The sequence below is a fragment of the Herbidospora sakaeratensis genome (assembly GCF_001570525.1).
GTDB lineage: Bacteria > Actinomycetota > Actinomycetes > Streptosporangiales > Streptosporangiaceae > Herbidospora > Herbidospora sakaeratensis.
On sequence record NZ_BBXC01000007.1, the window covers coordinates 70,293 to 87,090 of the forward strand.

A 16,798-nucleotide genomic window follows, 5' to 3' on the forward strand; every position below is an offset into this window, starting at 1 on the left:
GACAGGAACCGCCCGCCCACGCTGGGTGTCCACCTTTCGAGATGTGCGCCCGCCCGCACCCCCTTCCCCGTCATGATGGTGCGGTGAGGGTGGGACTGATGATGCGCGTGGTGACCCTTCCGGTGCTGGCGGCGGCGCTGGCCGGGTGCTCCGCCGCCGACCGCGCCGACCGGCCCGGCACCGTCCGGGCCGAGATCAGCTCGGCGATCTACGCGCCGATCGCGCAGCAGAAGGCCGACGCCGCGCCGCTGACCGAGCAGGAGGTCTTCCCGGCCCCGGCGCTCGGGGTCATGAAGAAGGAGTCGGTCAGCCTGACCGCCAACTGCGCGGCGGCCGTGGGCGCCGACGTCGACGGGTGCTCCCAGGTGGTCCGGGGGCTGTTCCGGGGGCCCGAGCTGGTCGGGCAGGTGGCGGTGTTCAACCTGGGCGACGTGGCCCAGGCCGACGCGCTGGTGCACCGGTTCCGCGAGGAGCTGTTCCTGACGCCGCTGGCGTCGGAGCGGGCCGGCACCGCGATGGTCAGGGCGATGGGGCACTTCGTCGCGGTCAGCTGGGTGTCGGCCGAGGGCGACGCCAGGCCCGACCTGGCCGAGCCGCTGGCCGCCCTCGACCTGGCCTCACGCTTCGTCCAGGCCCGCATCCTCGCGTCGTGAGTCGGCGACCGCCGCGGCCAGGCCGGTCAGGCGGTGGAGCGGGAGTTCGAGCGCGGTCGCCCCGGCCCAGGCCGGGATGCGCGCCCTGGCCTGGTTCTTGGTCAGGCCGAGCTCGGCGGCCAGGCCCTCGCGCCAGGAGTTGGCGACCTTGCCGTGGCTGTTGGCGAGGATCCTTGCGGTGATGGCGTCGGGGGCGGGCGGGAGCCGTACCGGAGAAGTGGCGCCGAAGACGCGGACCTCCGCGTCGCGGGCGGCGAGCACCAGGCGCGGGAGCGCGGCGTCGAGGCCGGGGGCGTGCACGGCCACCCGGGAGACCTGCGCGGCGTAGGGCTTGGCGAGCCAGGTCGAGAGGCGGACGCGGGGCACGCCCGGGAGCAGGTCGCGGGGCCAGTCGCCGACGAGCAGATCGGGGGCGTAGTCGCCCAGGTCGGGCGGCGCGGCCTCGGCCGACTCGACCGCCTGCGGGCCCTGGGTGTAGATCGCGGTGGCAAGGCGGTCGACGCGGGAGGCGACGGCGGGCCAGCTCTTGGTGGTCGGGCGCAGGACGTAGAGGTCGGCGGCGCTGCCGATCGCCTCGGCGCCGTCGTAGCGGTTGAAGTCGGGGTAGATCGCCTCGTTGAGCAGCTGCAGGTCGGCCAGGGCGTGCTGGACCTTCAGGGCCAGCATGGGGGTGCGCTCGGAGGCGCCGTAGGCGAGCAGGACGCGGCCCTCGTCGCGGTCGCGCAGCCCTTCGAGGCCCCGGGCGACGAACAGGCCGACGCCGTCGGGGGTGTAGGGCGGGTCGGTGATCGCCAGGTCGCCCCAGCCCCGGGCCGACGGGGGCAGGCCGAGCCGCAGATCGGCCCAGCGGGTGGTGACCCCGAGGTCCTGCTCGTCGATGTACGCCAGGATCCGGTCGTCGACGTCGACGACCATCACCTCGACCTCCGGGTGGATGAGACGGACCGCCAGCGACGTGAGGTCGTGGTCGCCCACGCAGAGCAGCCGCGAGCCGGGCAGCCAGAACCGCGCGCCCAGCAGCAGAGCCCGTCTGACCACGGTCTCGGGGGTGGCCGACACGTGGTCGAGGGCCGTGCGCCCGCGCGGCGCCTTGGCGATGAGATCGGCCATCCTCTCGACCACGGATGCGTCCACCAGGTGAGACACCGGGTCCGAAATAGAGGACGATATCGAAATGTTGTAGAGTTTGACCTGTTCAGTTGGGATTCGGACGTGCTGGTCGCGATGCTCAAGGGGGAGCACGCGCATGAGCGCCTCGATCGTCCTGCGGGACGTCGCCGTCTCCCTGACCACATCGGCGAGCGTCCACCAGCGTCCGTCCGACAGGAGAGAGACAGCCTTTCGCAACCGCCGTCCGTCCACACCGGCACGCGCGTAGAGCTCGTCGATCGACATACGCGAAACCTTAGTGGGCCCGGCAGGTGCCATCCGGAAACGGTGGGGTAACCTCTACTCACTACAACTGCAGCAGGGCCAGCGTCGTCCCTCTGTCACCACGCAGAAGATGACGACGGGAGTGATTTCATGCCTGCTGCCCGCCATGGCCGTCCTGGGGACCTTCCCGAGCCTCAGGGCCTTTACGACCCCTCGTACGAGCATGACGCCTGTGGTGTCGCCATGGTGGCCGACGTCCACGGCCGCCGTAGCTACGACATCGTCGAGAAGGCTCTGACCGCGCTCATCAACCTCGATCACCGGGGTGCTCGGGGGAGTGAACCGGACACCGGTGACGGCGCCGGCATCCTGACGCAGATCCCGGACGCGTTCTTCCGCGCGGTCGTCCCCTTCGACCTCCCGGAAGCCGGGAAGTACGCCGCCGGCATCGCCTTCCTGCCCATCGACGCGCAGGCCCGGGCGACCGCCCTGCGGATGATCGACGAGATCGCGACCGAGGAGAACGTCAAGGTCCTCGGCTGGCGCGACGTGCCCGTCGACACGCGGCACGCCGGGCCCACCGCCCGCGCCGTGATGCCCCACTTCATGCAGCTGTTCGTGAGCTCCGAAGACCTGTCGGGCATCGACCTCGACCGGGCCGCCTTCGCCTTCCGCAAGCGGGCCGAGCACGAGGCCGACGTCTACTTCGCCTCGCTCTCCAGCCGGACCACGGTCTACAAGGGCATGCTCACCCCGCAGCAGGTCGAGCCCTTCTTCCCCGACCTGTCGGACGAGCGCTACGTCACCGCCATCGCGCTGGTGCACTCGCGCTTCTCCACCAACACCTTCCCGTCGTGGCCGCTGTCGCACCCCTACCGCTACGTGGCCCACAACGGCGAGATCAACACCGTCAAGGGCAACCGCAACTGGATGCGCGCCCGCGAGACGATGCTGGAGACCGGCCTCATCCCCGGCGACCTCGAGCGGCTGTTCCCGATCTGCGACCCCGACGGCTCCGACACCGCCTCGTTCGACGAGACGCTGGAGCTGCTGCACCTCGGCGGGCGCTCGCTGCCCCACGCGGTGCTGATGATGATCCCCGAGGCGTGGGAGAACCACACGGAGATGGACCCGGCCCGCCGGGCCTTCTACGAGTTCCACTCCACGCTGATGGAGGCCTGGGACGGCCCCGCGTCGATCTCCTTCTCCGACGGCACCGTCGTCGGCGCGGTGCTCGACCGCAACGGCCTGCGCCCCGGCCGGTTCTACGTCACCGACGACGGCCTGGTCATCCTGGGCTCCGAGGCCGGCGTGCTGAGCGACATCCCCGCTGACAAGATCGTCCGCAAGGGCCGTCTCCAGCCCGGCAAGATGTTCCTCGTCGACACCGAGCGCGGCCGGATCATCGAGGACGACGAGATCAAGGCCGAACTCGCCGCCGCCGAGCCCTACGAGGAGTGGCTGCACGCCGGTCTGGTGCGGTTCGAGGAGCTGCCCGAGCGCGAGCACGAGCACCCCACCCACGAGGCCCTGGTCAAGCGCCAGCAGACCTTCGGCTACACCGAGGAAGAGCTGCGCATCATCCTCACCCCGATGGCCGCGACCGGCGCCGAGCCGATCGGCTCGATGGGCACCGACAGCCCGGTCGCCGCGCTCAGCGACAAGCCGCGGCTGCTGTTCGACTACTTCAGCCAGTTGTTCGCCCAGGTCACCAACCCGCCGCTGGACGCCATCCGCGAGGAGCTCGTCACCTCGCTGCAGTCGACCATCGGCCCCGAGCACAACCTGCTCGAGCCCGGCGCGGCCTCCTGCCGCCGCCTGGTGCTGCCCTACCCGGTGATCGACAACGACGAGCTCGCCAAGATCGTCCACATCAACGACGAGGGCGCGCTGCCCGGCTTCCAGCCCCACGTCGTCTCCGGCCTCTTCCACGTCGGCGGGGGCGGCGACGCCCTGACCCGCCGCCTGGCGGAGATCCGCGCGGAGGTCTCGCAGGCGATCGCCGACGGCGCGCGCATCATCGTGTTGTCCGACCGCGGTTCGAACGCCGAGAAGGCGCCGATCCCGTCGCTGCTGCTCACCGGCGCGGTGCACCACCACCTGATCCGCGAGAAGTCGCGCACCCGGGTGGGCCTGGTCATCGAGACCGGCGAGGCGCGCGAGTGCCACCACATGGCCCTGCTCATCGGCTACGGCGCCAGCGCGATCAACCCCTACCTGGCGATCGAGACCGTCGAGGAGCTGTTCCCCGGCGACCCCAAGGCCGTCAGGAACCTCATCAAGGCGTACGGCAAGGGCGTCCTCAAGGTCATGTCCAAGATGGGCGTGTCCACGGTGGCGTCGTACACGGGCGCCCAGATCTTCGAGGCCCTGGGCCTCGGGGCCGAGGTCATCGACGAGTGCTTCACCGGCACCACCTCGCGGCTCGGCGGCGTCGGGTTCGACGTGCTGGCCAAGGAGGCGCTGCAGCGGCACACCCGGGCCTACCCGAGGGCCGAGAACGCCCACCGGCGGCTGGAGGTCGGCGGTGAGTACCAGTGGCGGCGCGAGGGCGAGCCCCACCTGTTCAACCCGACGACCGTCTTCAAGCTCCAGCACGCCACCCGCACGCGGCGGTACGAGATCTTCAAGGAGTACACCGACCTGATCGACGGTCAGGCCGAGACGCTGATGACGCTGCGCGGCCTGTTCAAGCTGCGGCCGGCGGCCGGCGGCCCGGTCCCGATCGACGAGGTCGAGCCGGTCTCCGAGATCGTCAGGCGGTTCTCCACCGGCGCGATGTCCTACGGCTCCATCTCGATGGAGGCCCACGAGACCCTGGCCATCGCGATGAACCGGCTCGGCGCCAAGTCGAACACCGGTGAGGGCGGCGAGGACCCCGAGCGCCTCTACGACCCGGCCCGCCGGTCGGCGATCAAGCAGGTGGCCTCCGGCCGTTTCGGCGTGACCTCCGAATACCTGGTCAACGCCGACGACGTGCAGATCAAGATGGCCCAGGGCGCCAAGCCCGGCGAGGGCGGCCAGCTGCCCGGCCACAAGGTCTACCCGTGGATCGCCAAGACCCGGCACTCCACGCCGGGCGTCGGCCTGATCTCGCCGCCGCCGCACCACGACATCTACTCGATCGAGGACCTGGCGCAGCTCATCCACGACCTGAAGAACGCCAACCCGCAGGCCCGCATCCACGTGAAGCTGGTCTCCGAGGTCGGCGTCGGCACGGTCGCGGCGGGCGTCTCCAAGGCCCACGCCGACGTCGTGCTGATCTCCGGTCACGACGGCGGCACCGGCGCCTCGCCGCTGACCTCGCTCAAGCACGCGGGCACCCCGTGGGAGCTCGGCCTGGCCGAGACCCAGCAGACGCTGCTGCTCAACGGGCTGCGCGACCGGATCGTGGTGCAGGCCGACGGCCAGCTCAAGACCGGCCGCGACGTCATCATCGCCGCCCTGCTCGGCGCCGAGGAGTACGGCTTCGCCACCGCTCCGCTGGTCGTCTCGGGCTGCGTCATGATGCGCGTCTGCCACCTCGACACCTGCCCGGTGGGCGTGGCCACCCAGAACCCCGAGCTGCGCAAGCGCTTCACCGGCAAGCCGGAGTTCGTGGTCAACTACTTCGAGTTCATCGCCGAGGAGGTCCGGGAGTACCTGGCCGAGCTGGGCTACCGCTCGCTCGACGAGGTCATCGGCCGCAGCGACCTGCTCGACACCGAGGCCGCCGTGACCCACTGGAAGGCGCAGGGCCTCGACCTGTCGCCGGTCCTCTACCAGCCGGAGCTGCCGCAGGGCACCCCGCGCAAGCAGGTCGTCGCGCAGGACCACGGCCTGGCCGAGGCGCTCGACAACACGCTGATCCAGCTGGCCGAGGGCGCGATCGAGTTCGGCCAGCAGGTCACGCTGGAGCTGCCGATCCGCAACGTCAACCGGACCGTCGGCACCATGCTCGGCCACCACGTCACCAAGAAGTGGGGCGGGGCGGGCCTGCCGGAGAACACGATCGACGTGAGCTTCACCGGTTCGGCGGGCAACTCGTTCGGCGCGTTCGTGCCGAAGGGCATCACGCTGCGGTTGACCGGCGACGCCAACGACTACGTCGGCAAGGGCCTGTCGGGCGGCCGGATCACGGTCACCCCGCCGAGCGACCTGCTCGACGGCCAGATCATCGCCGGCAACGTCGGCCTCTACGGCGCGACCTCCGGCGAGGCGTTCATCCGGGGCGTGGTGGGCGAGCGGTTCTGCGTCCGCAACTCCGGCGCCACGGCGGTCGTCGAGGGCGTGGGCGACCACGGGTGCGAGTACATGACCGGCGGCCGGGCCGTCGTCCTCGGGCCGACCGGGCGCAACTTCGCGGCCGGCATGTCCGGCGGCGTCGCCTACGTACTGGACCTCAAGCCCGAGCGGGTCAACCGCGAGATGGTCGAGCTGGAGGCCCTCGGCGACGACGACTCCGAGATCCTCCGCGAGCTGGTCGAGAAGCACCTGGCCGAGACCGGCTCGCCGGTCGCCAAGGGCCTGCTCGCCGACTGGGAATCCGCTCTAGAACGGTTCGGCAAGATCATGCCGATCGACTACAAGCGCGTCCTCACCGCCAGGGCCACGGCCGAGGCCGAGGGACGCGACATCGACGAGGCCATCATGGCCGCGGTTCACGGATAAGGGGGTTTCGACATGGCCGACCCGAAGGGGTTCCTCACACACCAGCGTGAGCTGCCCGCCCGCCGCCCGGTGGACGTGCGCATCCGCGACTGGCGCGAGGTCTACGTCGACTTCGCCCCGGAGAAGCTGTCCAAGCAGGCGTCGCGTTGCATGGACTGCGGCATCCCGTTCTGCCACAACGGCTGTCCGCTCGGGAACCTCATCCCCGAGTGGAACGACCTGGTCTACCGCGACGACTGGCGCGAGGCCGTCGAGCGGCTGCACGCCACCAACAACTTCCCCGAGTTCACCGGCCGCCTGTGCCCGGCTCCGTGCGAGGCGGCCTGCGTGCTCGGCATCAACTCCGACCCGGTGGCGATCAAGCGGGTCGAGGTCGAGATCATCGACCGCGCCTTCGCCGAGGGCTGGGTCACCCCGCAGCCGCCGGAGAACAAGACCGGCAAGAAGGTCGCGGTCGTCGGCTCCGGCCCGGCCGGCCTGGCCGCCGCCCAGCAGCTCACCCGCGCCGGGCACGACGTCGTCGTGTTCGAGCGGGCCGACGCCATCGGCGGGCTGCTCCGCTACGGCATCCCCGAGTTCAAGATGGAGAAGCGGCACATCGACCGCCGCCTCGACCAGATGAGGGCCGAGGGCACCGAGTTCCGCACCGGCGTCGACGTCGGCGTCGACATCACGGCCGCCGAGCTGCGCGAGCAGTTCGACGCGATCGTCCTGGCGGGCGGCGCGACGGCCTGGCGCGACCTGCCCGTCACCGGGCGCGACGCGGCCGGCGTCTACCAGGCGATGGAGTACCTGCCCCCGGCCAACCGGTCGCTGGCCGACTCGGAGATCAACGCGAGCGGCAAGCACGTCGTGGTCATCGGCGGCGGCGACACCGGCGCCGACTGCATCGGCACCGCGATCCGGCAGGGCGCCCTCTCGGTGACCCAGCTGGAGATCATGCCGATGCCGCCGGAGGCGCGTCCGGCCGGGCAGCCGTGGCCGACCTTCCCCATGCTGTTCAAGATGGAGTCGGCCCACGAGGAGCTCGCCGACGGCGGGGGAGCGCGCGTCTACGCCGTCTCCACCACCGAGTTCGTCAAGGACGCCGAGGGCAACCTCCAGGCGATCAAGGTGGTGGACGTCGAGGGCCCGGCGGCCGGCTTCAAGCCGATCCCGGGCACCGAGCGCGAGCTGCCCGCCCAGCTGGTCACCCTGGCGATGGGCTTCGTCGGCCCGCAGCACGCCGGCCTGCTCGACGCGCTGGCGGAGTTGTCGGCCGGGGAGTTCTACGACCCGCGCGGCAACGTATCCCGCAACCGCACCTACCACTCGGGCGTCGAGGGCGTCTTCGTGGCCGGTGACATGGGCCGGGGGCAGTCGCTGATCGTGTGGGCGATCGCCGAGGGCCGCTCGGCCGCCGCCGCGGTCGACGACTACCTCACCGGGGCGACCGCCCTGCCGGTGGCCATCCCGCCGACGGCGCGTCCGTTGGTCTAGTACGTCAAAACGGCGCCCCCTGGTATTTCCGGGGGCGCCGTTTCGTTGTTTTCCGTATCTTGCTCAAGGGCAATTCCGAAATATCTACTTTTGGCCGATCAAGGAGGACCGGTGCGGAAGGCAGTATTCGCGGGGTTGGCGCTGACCCTGCTGACCACGGCCTGCGCGGCCTCCCAGGAGACGGCCGCCGTCTCGACCGACTACCTGGTGTTCTACGCACCCGGCCAGAGCCGGGCCGCGACCGACGCGGTCGAGGCCGCCGGCGGCGACGTGTTGTCCGACGACGCCGCACTCGGGTACCTGGTGGCCCGCACGCCCCGCGCCCCCTCGGGCCCGGCGATCGTGGGCGTCCTGTCCGACCGGCCCATCGGCGAGGTGACCCGGGCCCGGCCGGCCGCCGGTCCGCGCCGGGCGGCGGTGAAGAACGAGCCGCTCTCCAGCCGCCAGTGGGACATGCGCATGATCGGGGCGACCGCGTCGGGGTCGTACAAGAAGGAGATCGGCAACCACAAGGTGCTGGTCGGGGTCATCGACACCGGGATCGACGGCAAGCACCCCGACATCGCGCCCAACTTCAACCGGAAGTTGTCGCGCAACTTCGTCACCGACCGGCCGAAGGACTCCAAGGGCAAGAACCTCGACGGCCCGTGCGAGTTCAAGGGCTGCAAGGACCCGGCCGACCACGACGACGACGGCCACGGCACCCACGTGGCCAGCACGATCGCCTCGCCGCTGAACGGCATCGGCATCGGCGGCGTCGCGCCCGGCGTGTCGCTGGTCAACCTGCGGGCCGGCACCGACTCGGGCTACTTCTTCCTCAAGCCGACCATGGACGCCCTCAAGTACGCCGGCGACCACGGCATCGACGTGGTCAACATGTCGTTCTACGTCGACCCGTGGAACTTCAACTGCCCGGCCAACCCGGCCGACACCCCGGCGCAGCAGTCGGAGCAGAAGGCCATCATCGCCGGCATGACCCGCGCGCTCGCCTACGCCCGCGCCCGCGGCGTGACCCTGATCAGCGCCATCGGCAACGGCTCGACCGACCTGGGCGACCCGAAGCAGGACAACGGCAGCCCCGACTACCCGTCGGGCGCCGCCAAGTCCCGCAAGATCGACAACACCTGCCTGAACATCCCGGCCGAGCTGCCCGGCGTGATCGCGGTGACCTCGGTCGGCCCGAGCAAGCGCAAGGCGGTCTACTCCGACTACGGCGCCGAGCAGGCCGACGTGTCCGCCCCCGGCGGCGACGCCCTCGACACCGGCACCTCGCTGAAGGGCGCCGCCCGCGAGATCCTGGCCGCCGCGCCCCGCGGCGCGCTGCGGGCCGCGACCACGATCGACGCCAAGGGCAAGCCGCTGACCTCCTCGGTCATCCGGGAGTGCAAGAACGGCACGTGCTCGTACTACCAGTACCTTGAGGGCACCTCGATGGCCGCCCCGCACGTCAGCGGCGTCGCGGCGCTGCTGGTGGCCCGGTTCGGCAAGCCCGGCCCGGGCGGGTTGCAGCTCGACCCGGCCCGGCTGGAGAGCCTGCTGTACGCCTCCACCTACGACCGAGGCTGCCCGGCCTCGGGCAACTACCGCTACTCGGCCGACGCGACCCACGCCTGCGTGGGGTCGGCCTCGCGCAACGGCTTCTACGGAAACGGCATCATCAGCGCGCAGAAGGCGGTCACGATCGCGGGTACCTAGAGAGGAGATGAGTAGCCGGACGGATTCCGGCCTTCGGTTCTCTTTCTAGGTTCGAGAGATGATTTATCACGTTCTGTGGCAATCCGTGATGGTCGTGCACTTCCTCGTCATCGCGTACATCGCCCTGGGCGGCTTCCTGGCCTGGCGGTGGCCCCGCCTGATCTGGCCCAGCCTGGGGTTCGCCATCTGGGGCGCGATCCAGCTCACCGGGGTGGTCGAGTGCCCGCTGACGGCCCTGGAGAACTGGGCCCGTGAGCGGGCGGGCGCCCATCTGCTCGAACCCGGCGGGTTCATCGACACCTACATCACCGGCGTGGTCTACCCGACGCGATATCTCGCGGAGGTCCGCATCGGGGTCGTGGCGGTGGTCGCGATCTCCTGGATCGGGTTCGCGGTCATCCGGTACCGCCGCCGTCAGGTGGCGGGGAAGTCGCAGACGTCGATGGCGTAGTCGAGCAGCTTCTCCTGGACGTCCTTGGGCGGGGTGACGATCATCCGGTAGGTCTCCCCGCCCTCGGTGTGCCCCCAGACCTGGAACAGGTACGCCTGCTTGGCCTCGGCGAAGGCGTGCGGGTCGCAGCGGGTGGGGCGGATGGTGACCGGGATCTCCGCCGTGCCCGGGGCGATCTCGGCGACCGGCCGCCTTCTTTCGGGCTCCAGCACGTAGTGGGTGGTGCCGTCGACGTCGTCGACGGTCACCGGGCGGGTGCTCGTGACGGTCAGCACCCCCTTGAGGTCGTCGCCCTCCCGCCGGAACGGCCCGAAGGCGATCGTGGCCGACTGCTTCAGGATGTGCTCGCCGCACTCGTACTTCACCAGCCGGGTCAGCAGCGGGTCGGTGACCGGGATCGGGAAGCGGACCTCCTTGGCCGGGGCGTCGCCCACGGCCATCGTCGCGACGACGTCGGTCGGCTTGACCGGCGGGATGGCGGCCGCGTCGCAGCGGGCCTTCCCGTAGGTGATCGGGAAGTCGGTCCGGGGCGTCGTCGGCAGGGTCGTGTCGACCCGCACCGGGGCGGCCGGCTCGAACGATCCGGAGTCGAGCCGCAGGTCGGTGATGTGCAGGGGCGTCGCGGCGGCGTTGGTGACCGAGACCTGGATGCGATGGACCGCGACATCCGAACGCCATTGCTGCAACGCGACCGAAACGCCGGTAGGGGGCGCGGTCGATTCGGTAGCCTGTCCACCGCACGCGAGGGCGCTCATCAGCGTCAAGACGGCAGCCAGCCTCCGGAACCACCCCATAGCGGGACAGGTTAGGACACGTCGGCTATCGCGTGAAGTCATTGACAATTTGGCCACAGCTATGGGCGCCGTCACATTCAAGTGGTCTGGACCAATTAGGCTAGGACTCGTGAGCCGTCGAGCAAAGATCGTCTGTACCCTAGGTCCCGCCACCTCGTCCCCTGAACGGCTGCGGGAACTGATCAGCGCGGGCATGGACGTCGCCCGCTTCAACCTCTCCCACGGCAGTCATGAACTGCACAAAGAGGTTTTCGACCGGGTGCGGGAGGCGGCCGAGGAGCTCGGCCGCGCGGTAGGCGTGCTGGCCGACCTCCAGGGGCCGAAGATCCGGGTGGGCAAGTTCGCCTCCGGCCCGGTCCGCCTCGGCGTCGGTGACATCATCACGATCACCACCGAAGACGTCCCCGGAGACCGCGACCTGGTCTCCACCACCTACGAGGGCCTGCCCGGCGACGTGAAGCCGGGCGACACCGTCCTCGTCGACGACGGCCGTCTCCACCTGGAGGTCGACAAGGTCGAGGGCCCCCGGGTGACCACCCGGGTCGTCATCGGCGGCATGATCTCCGACAACAAGGGCCTCAACCTCCCGGGCGTCGCCGTCAGCGCCCCGGCCCTGACCGAGAAGGACGAGGCGGACCTCCGCTGGGCCCTTCGCACCGGCTTCGACATGATCGCGTTGTCGTTCGTGCGGTCGCCGGAGGACGCCGACATCGTCCACCGGATCATGGAGGAGGAGGGCGTCCACCTGCCCCTCATCGCCAAGATCGAGAAGCCGCAGGCCGTCGACGCCCTCGAGGCGATCGTCGACCGGTTCGACGGCGTCATGGTCGCCCGCGGCGACCTGGGCGTCGAGCTCCCGCTGGAGCAGGTGCCGATCGTGCAGCGCCGGATCATCGAGCTCTGCCGCGAGAAGGCCCACCCGGTCATCGTGGCGACCCAGATGCTCGACTCGATGATGGCCGCCCCCCGGCCGACCCGCGCCGAGGCCTCCGACGTCGCCTACGCGGTCATGGACGGCGCCGACGCCGTCATGTTGTCGGGCGAGACCTCGGTCGGCAACTACCCGATCGAGTCGGTCGCGACGATGGCCCGCATCGCCACCGCCGCCGAAGACTCCACCCTGCACGCGACCCACAACCTCGACCGGCTCCCCGAGTCGACCGGCGGCGCCATCGCCCGCGCCGCCGCCGAGGTCGGCGCCATCGTGGGGGCCAAGGCCCTGGTCGCCTTCACGATGTCCGGCGAGACCGCGCGCCGCCTGGCCCGCTACCGCAGCCCGATCCCGCTGATCGCGTTCACCTCCAACCCGGTGGTGCGCGGCCAGCTCGCGCTGACGTGGGGCGTGGAGACCTTCGAGGTGCCGTTCGTCCACCACACCGACGACATGGTGCGTCAGGTGGAGGCGTCGCTGCTGGCCCTCGGCACGTTCGAGAAGGGCGACAAGATCGTCATCGTGGCGGGCTCGCCTCCCGGCAACCCCGGGTCGACCAACGCCCTGCGCGTGCACACCATCGGATCGGCCGTGGCCCACCCCAACCTGGGCTGATCCGCACATCCGGAAGGGCCGTCACGTACGACGTGGCGGCCTTTCGGCGTTCCGGGCGGCGGCGATCTCGGCGTGATGGGCCACCGCCCAGTCGGCCAGCGCCGAGAGCGGCGTGAGCAACGAGGCGCCGAGCGCGGTCAGGGAGTACTCGACCGACGGGGGAGCGGTCGGCAGCACCTCGCGCCGGACCAGCCCGTCGTCCTCCAGCGTGCGCAGGGTGCGGGTGAGCATGCGCTGGCTGATGCCGTCGACGCCGCGGTGCAGCTCGTTGAACCGGTGGGGCCGGCGGCCGAGCAGGACGAGCACCAGGACCGTCCACTTGTCGGCGATCCGCCGCAGGACGCCGGTGACCGGGCAGTCCTCGTATTCCCGCGCCGGGACCGGTGAGGGCAGGTCGGCGGCGAGCACGGAGGGCACCCGCGTGTGCGTATCGGACATGGAACTGCCTTCTTGTCGCCGGATCGGCCGCTTTCCGATAGTGAGCGTATGGCAGTCATCGTGATCAGCGGCGGGACCGACGGCATGGGCCGCGCCCTCGCGCTCGGGCGGGCCGCCCGGGGCGACCGGGTGCTGGCCATCGGCAGCAACGCGGCCAAGGGCGCGCGGCTCGGGGGCGGGGTCGAGTTCGTGCACGCCGATCTGAGCACCCTCGCCGGCAACCGCGCGGCCGTCGAGGCGATCGCCGCCGCGACGCCGGTGGTCGACGCGCTGGCCCTGTTCGCCAACCGGCAGTTCCCCCGGCGGGTGGAGACCGAAGACGGGCTGGAGGCGACGTTCGCGCTCTACTACCTGAGCCGCCACCTGCTGGGAAAGGGGCTGACGCCCCTGCTGCGGGCCGCCGCCCGGCCGGTGATCGTCAACGTCGCGGGCGTGGGCGTCACCAGGGGCGCGATCGCCTGGGACGACCCCCAGCTCACCCGGGGCTACGGCCTGGTCAGGGCGCAGCTGCAGGCCGGGCGGGCCAACGACCTGCTCGGCGTCGCGCACGCCGCCGAGCACGGAGAGACGGTGCCCTACGTGCTCTACCACCCGGGGTTCACCCGCAGCGGCGACGCGTCGGCGCTGCCCGCGCCGGTGCGGGTGGCGCTGAGGCTCGCCGCGCGGCTGGCGGCGCGGCCGGTGGAGGAGTCGGTGGCGGCCGTCCACGAGTTCGTCGACGATCCGCCGAAGGCGCCGCTCACCGCCGTCGACCGGGGGAGGAGGCTGCCGCTCACGCTGCCGACCCTGGACGCGGGCGACGCCGCGCGCCTGGCCGCGATCACCGCGGGGATCAGGGCATGACGGAGGAGTGCCCCGAGTGGGATTCGAACCCACACTTGATGGATTTTGAGGCCATTGACTCTGCCGTTGGTCTATCGGGGCGTGCGTGGTCCCAATCTAGCGGACGTCGGTAACCTCTTGTGCGTGAGTGGAACGCAGCGGCGAGTGGTGATCGCGGAAGACGAGGCCCTGATTCGCCTCGACCTGAAGGAGATGCTGGAAGAAGACGGTTACGCCGTCGTCGGCGAGGCCGGTGACGGCGAGACCGCCGTCAAGCTCGCCACCGAGCTCCGGCCGGATCTGGTGATCCTCGATGTGAAGATGCCCGTGCTCGACGGCATCTCGGCCGCCGAGCAGATCGTGTCGGAGCGCATCGCGCCCTGCCTGATCCTGACGGCGTTCTCGCAGCGCGACCTGGTCGAGCGGGCCAGAGACGCCGGGGCGATGGCCTACCTGGTCAAGCCGTTCACCAAGGGCGACCTGGTGCCGGCCATCGAGATGGCGGTCAGCCGCCACGAGGAGATCGCGGCCCTGGAGAAGGAGGTCACCACCCTCTCCGACCGGCTTGAGACCCGCAAGCTGGTCGAGCGGGCGAAGGGCCTGCTCATGGCCCAGCACGGGTGGTCGGAGCCGCAGGCCTTCCGGTGGATCCAGAAGGCGTCGATGGACCGCCGTCTCAGCATGCGGCAGGTCGCCCAGATCGTCGTCACCGAGGCCGCCGGGCCGCCCGACAAGTCGGCCTGACCGGCCCAAGATCCCTCCGGCTCGCGACCCCGCAGGTCAGGGCCGGAGGGCGCGGTGTGTTGAGGACTTATTACGACTCCGCATCCAAGTGTCCACAGTTCAGACGCATTCCTGGCAAGGCGTCGAGGAGTTATGTACGTTTCCAGCATTCGAACGGGACGGTGTCCTGGTTAAGCCCGGCGTTCCGTTGCATGGATGAAGGAGACACTTCATGATCCGCATTGCCCCCATGGGGCGGGTGCTGGCAGTCGCAGCGGCCGCCAGCCTTGCCCTGACGGCCTGTGGTGGTGGCGAGGAGACGGCCGCGCCGGCCACCTCGGCGCCGGCCACGACCGCCGCCGCTCCCGCCACCACGGCGGCGGCCGCGGGCGACGGCACCCTCACCATCGGCTCGATCCTGCCGCAGACTGGCGACCTGGCCTTCCTTGGCCCGCCGGAGTTCGCGGGCGTCGACCTGGCCGTGGAAGAGATCAACGCAGCCGGCGGTGTCCTCGGGAAGCCGGTGACCAAGATCCACGCCGACTCCGGTGACGCGAAGACGGACATCGCCTCGCAGTCCGTCGACAAGCTGCTGCAGCAGAAGGCCGACGCGATCATCGGTGCCGCTTCGTCGGGTGTGTCCCTCACCGTTATCGACAAGATCGTCAACGCCGGTGTGGTCCAGTTCTCGCCCGCGAACACCTCGCCGGAGTTCACGTCGTACAACGACAAGGGCTTCTACTTCCGCACCGCCCCGTCGGACGTCCTCCAGGGCCGCGTGCTCGGCGACCTGATGATCCAGGACGGCGGCGAGAACATCGCCATCATGAACCGCCAGGACTCCTACGGCACCGGCCTCGCGGCCGAGGTCAAGAAGTCCGTCGAGGGCGGCGGCGGCACCATCGCCGGCGAGGTCGCCTACGACCCGGCCGCTCCCGACTTCTCGGCCGACGTCGCGAAGATCAAGGAAGCCAACCCCGACTCGATCGCGCTGATCTCGTTCGACGAGACCAAGAAGCTCATCCCCGAGCTCGAGAAGCAGGGTCTCGGCCCCGACAAGGTCAAGATCTACTTCGTCGACGGCAACCTGGCCGACTACTCGGCCGACTTCCCCGAGGGTCTGCTCGAGGGCGTCAAGGGCACCCTGCCCGGCGCGGCCTCGGAGGGCAAGTTCAAGGAGAACCTGCTCAAGACCAACCCCGACCTCAAGGACTTCAGCTACGCCCCCGAGTCCTACGACGCCACGATCCTCATCGCCCTCGCGGCCGAGGCGGGCAAGGACGACTCGGGCACCGGCATCTCGAAGAACCTGGTCGCGGTCAGCAAGGGCGGCACCAAGTGCACCGACTACAAGGCCTGCCTCGACCTGCTGAAGGCCGGCACTGACATCGACTACGACGGCGTCAGCGGCCCGGTCGAGTTCTCCGACGCGGGCGACCCGTCGGAGGCCACGATCGGCATCTACAAGTACGGCAAGGACAACAAGTACACCAACGAGACCTACCTCGCCGGTAAGGTCGACGGCTGATCTTCCCCCGCTCAGCCTGAGGTGATCGAGGCCCCCGTCGTTCGAAAGAGCGGCGGGGGCCTCAGTCCGTTCTGAGGGCTTTGCGTCCCGGTATGACCCCGTCCCCCTCGGCGGCCCGTCTCCGGCCGCCAGGAGGGCGATCAGGGGCGCGGATGCTATGTCACATCCTGTCTACGAACATGTCTCCTCGATCGCCGTGGCCGCCGCGCGCCACTCCTTCAGCGCCGCCACCGCCTCCGCGTGCGGGGTCGCGGCGGGCGCGAGCACCCGGATCGTGCGCTTCAGGGTCGCCGTGTGCTCGGCCAGCCCGGCCGGCAGCTTCTCGCCGTAGCTGAGGATCACGCCCTCCACGTAGGCGATCCGGCCGCGCACCCCCTCGCCGAACTCCTGCGCCTCCTCCTGCCCGGCCGGTTTCAGCACGTGCTCGGCGAAGCCGAGCGCCGAGACCACCCGCTCGCACGGATCGTCGGCGGGGTCGGCCCCCGTGACGTACAGGTCGGTTGCGGCGGCGGCGGGCGGAGACGGCGCCGAGGCGCAGGCGGTGAGCAACCCGAAGGCGGCGAGGGCGAGCAGACGGCTGGGCGCCATGAGAGACCCCTTTCCGGTACGGAAGCGGAAAAGGCCACCGGGACGACCCGGTGGCCT

The 16,798-nt window shown here is 70.5% G+C and carries 13 protein-coding genes and 1 tRNA gene; 9 read left to right on the forward strand and 5 right to left on the reverse strand.

The features are described from left to right. Nucleotides 1-83 precede the first annotated feature (83 nt). Nucleotides 84-653: a hypothetical protein gene (locus AW271_RS00370; protein ID WP_157553833.1), complete on the forward strand. Its 570-nt coding sequence runs from the start codon at nucleotides 84-86 to the stop codon at nucleotides 651-653. On the opposite strand, the gene AW271_RS00375 is transcribed toward AW271_RS00370, so the two are convergent. Beyond that, nucleotides 618-1,763 carry a bis-aminopropyl spermidine synthase family protein gene (locus AW271_RS00375; protein ID WP_245652873.1) on the reverse strand — a complete coding sequence of 382 codons (1,146 nt, stop codon included), beginning with the start codon at nucleotides 1,761-1,763 and terminating at the stop codon, nucleotides 618-620. The genes AW271_RS00370 and AW271_RS00375 overlap by 36 nt on opposite strands. A gap of 414 nt (nucleotides 1,764-2,177) precedes the next feature. Between AW271_RS00375 and gltB the strand changes: the two genes are divergently transcribed. The 4 genes from gltB to AW271_RS00395 all read left to right on the forward strand — a co-directional run bounded on the left by gltB (nucleotide 2,178) and on the right by AW271_RS00395 (nucleotide 10,302). Further along, nucleotides 2,178-6,677 carry a glutamate synthase large subunit gene (gene gltB, locus AW271_RS00380; RefSeq protein WP_083975871.1) on the forward strand — a complete coding sequence of 1,500 codons (4,500 nt, stop codon included), beginning with the start codon at nucleotides 2,178-2,180 and terminating at the stop codon, nucleotides 6,675-6,677. A 12-nt stretch (nucleotides 6,678-6,689) separates the two neighbouring features. After that, a complete protein-coding gene (locus AW271_RS00385; protein ID WP_062330180.1) occupies nucleotides 6,690-8,156 on the forward strand; it encodes a glutamate synthase subunit beta in 1,467 nt (488 codons plus the stop codon). 111 nt (nucleotides 8,157-8,267) lie between these two features. Beyond that, nucleotides 8,268-9,851: a S8 family peptidase gene (locus AW271_RS00390; RefSeq protein WP_062330182.1), complete on the forward strand. Its 1,584-nt coding sequence runs from the start codon at nucleotides 8,268-8,270 to the stop codon at nucleotides 9,849-9,851. 58 nt (nucleotides 9,852-9,909) lie between these two features. Continuing rightward, on the forward strand, nucleotides 9,910-10,302 hold the full coding sequence (locus AW271_RS00395) for a DUF2784 domain-containing protein (protein ID WP_062330183.1): 393 nt from the start codon (nucleotides 9,910-9,912) through the stop codon (nucleotides 10,300-10,302). On the opposite strand, the gene AW271_RS00400 is transcribed toward AW271_RS00395, so the two are convergent. Further along, nucleotides 10,266-10,988, reverse strand: coding sequence for a hypothetical protein (locus tag AW271_RS00400; RefSeq protein WP_062330187.1), 723 nt, complete (start codon nucleotides 10,986-10,988; stop codon nucleotides 10,266-10,268). The two genes, AW271_RS00395 and AW271_RS00400, sit on opposite strands and share 37 nt — an antisense overlap. 217 nt (nucleotides 10,989-11,205) lie before the next feature. Here AW271_RS00400 and pyk point away from each other — a divergent pair, with 217 nt between their 5' ends. Further along, nucleotides 11,206-12,642 (forward strand): pyruvate kinase, encoded by a 1,437-nt coding sequence (gene pyk, locus AW271_RS00405; protein ID WP_062330190.1) that lies wholly within the window; start codon nucleotides 11,206-11,208, stop codon nucleotides 12,640-12,642. Between the two features lie 21 nt (nucleotides 12,643-12,663). Here pyk and AW271_RS00410 read toward each other — a convergent pair whose 3' ends face one another. Next, entirely contained in the window at nucleotides 12,664-13,080 is a 417-nt protein-coding gene (locus AW271_RS00410) for a winged helix-turn-helix transcriptional regulator (protein WP_062330192.1), read from the reverse strand. A gap of 48 nt (nucleotides 13,081-13,128) precedes the next feature. On the opposite strand from AW271_RS00410, the gene AW271_RS00415 reads away from it, so the two are divergent. Next, on the forward strand, nucleotides 13,129-13,923 hold the full coding sequence (locus AW271_RS00415; RefSeq protein WP_062330197.1) for an SDR family NAD(P)-dependent oxidoreductase: 795 nt from the start codon (nucleotides 13,129-13,131) through the stop codon (nucleotides 13,921-13,923). Between the two features lie 8 nt (nucleotides 13,924-13,931). Here AW271_RS00415 and AW271_RS00420 read toward each other — a convergent pair. After that, nucleotides 13,932-14,004 (reverse strand) — tRNA-Leu (locus AW271_RS00420). A 36-nt stretch (nucleotides 14,005-14,040) separates the two neighbouring features. Between AW271_RS00420 and AW271_RS00425 the strand changes: the two genes are divergently transcribed. After that, nucleotides 14,041-14,646 carry an ANTAR domain-containing response regulator gene (locus AW271_RS00425; RefSeq protein ID WP_232320136.1) on the forward strand — a complete coding sequence of 202 codons (606 nt, stop codon included), beginning with the start codon at nucleotides 14,041-14,043 and terminating at the stop codon, nucleotides 14,644-14,646. 211 nt (nucleotides 14,647-14,857) lie between these two features. Further along, nucleotides 14,858-16,153, forward strand: coding sequence for an ABC transporter substrate-binding protein (locus AW271_RS00430; protein ID WP_062330201.1), 1,296 nt, complete (start codon nucleotides 14,858-14,860; stop codon nucleotides 16,151-16,153). A gap of 171 nt (nucleotides 16,154-16,324) precedes the next feature. Here AW271_RS00430 and AW271_RS00435 read toward each other — a convergent pair whose 3' ends face one another. After that, complete coding sequence (locus tag AW271_RS00435) at nucleotides 16,325-16,741, reverse strand: hypothetical protein (RefSeq protein WP_062330203.1); 417 nt, start codon at nucleotides 16,739-16,741, stop codon at nucleotides 16,325-16,327. Nucleotides 16,742-16,798: the final 57 nt, after the last annotated feature.

Bases quoted from the DNA above. Each gene is read 5' to 3' on its own strand.
- AW271_RS00410 (WP_062330192.1), bottom strand. From the start codon at position 13,080: ATGTCCGATACGCACACGCGGGTGCCCTCCGTGCTCGCCGCCGACCTG.
- gltB (WP_083975871.1), top strand. From the start codon at position 2,178: ATGCCTGCTGCCCGCCATGGCCGTCCTGGGGACCTTCCCGAGCCTCAG.
- AW271_RS00385 (WP_062330180.1), top strand. From the start codon at position 6,690: ATGGCCGACCCGAAGGGGTTCCTCACACACCAGCGTGAGCTGCCCGCC.
- AW271_RS00435 (WP_062330203.1), bottom strand. From the start codon at position 16,741: ATGGCGCCCAGCCGTCTGCTCGCCCTCGCCGCCTTCGGGTTGCTCACC.
- AW271_RS00430 (WP_062330201.1), top strand. From the start codon at position 14,858: ATGATCCGCATTGCCCCCATGGGGCGGGTGCTGGCAGTCGCAGCGGCC.
- AW271_RS00395 (WP_062330183.1), top strand. From the start codon at position 9,910: ATGATTTATCACGTTCTGTGGCAATCCGTGATGGTCGTGCACTTCCTC.
- AW271_RS00415 (WP_062330197.1), top strand. From the start codon at position 13,129: ATGGCAGTCATCGTGATCAGCGGCGGGACCGACGGCATGGGCCGCGCC.
- AW271_RS00375 (WP_245652873.1), bottom strand. From the start codon at position 1,763: ATGGCCGATCTCATCGCCAAGGCGCCGCGCGGGCGCACGGCCCTCGAC.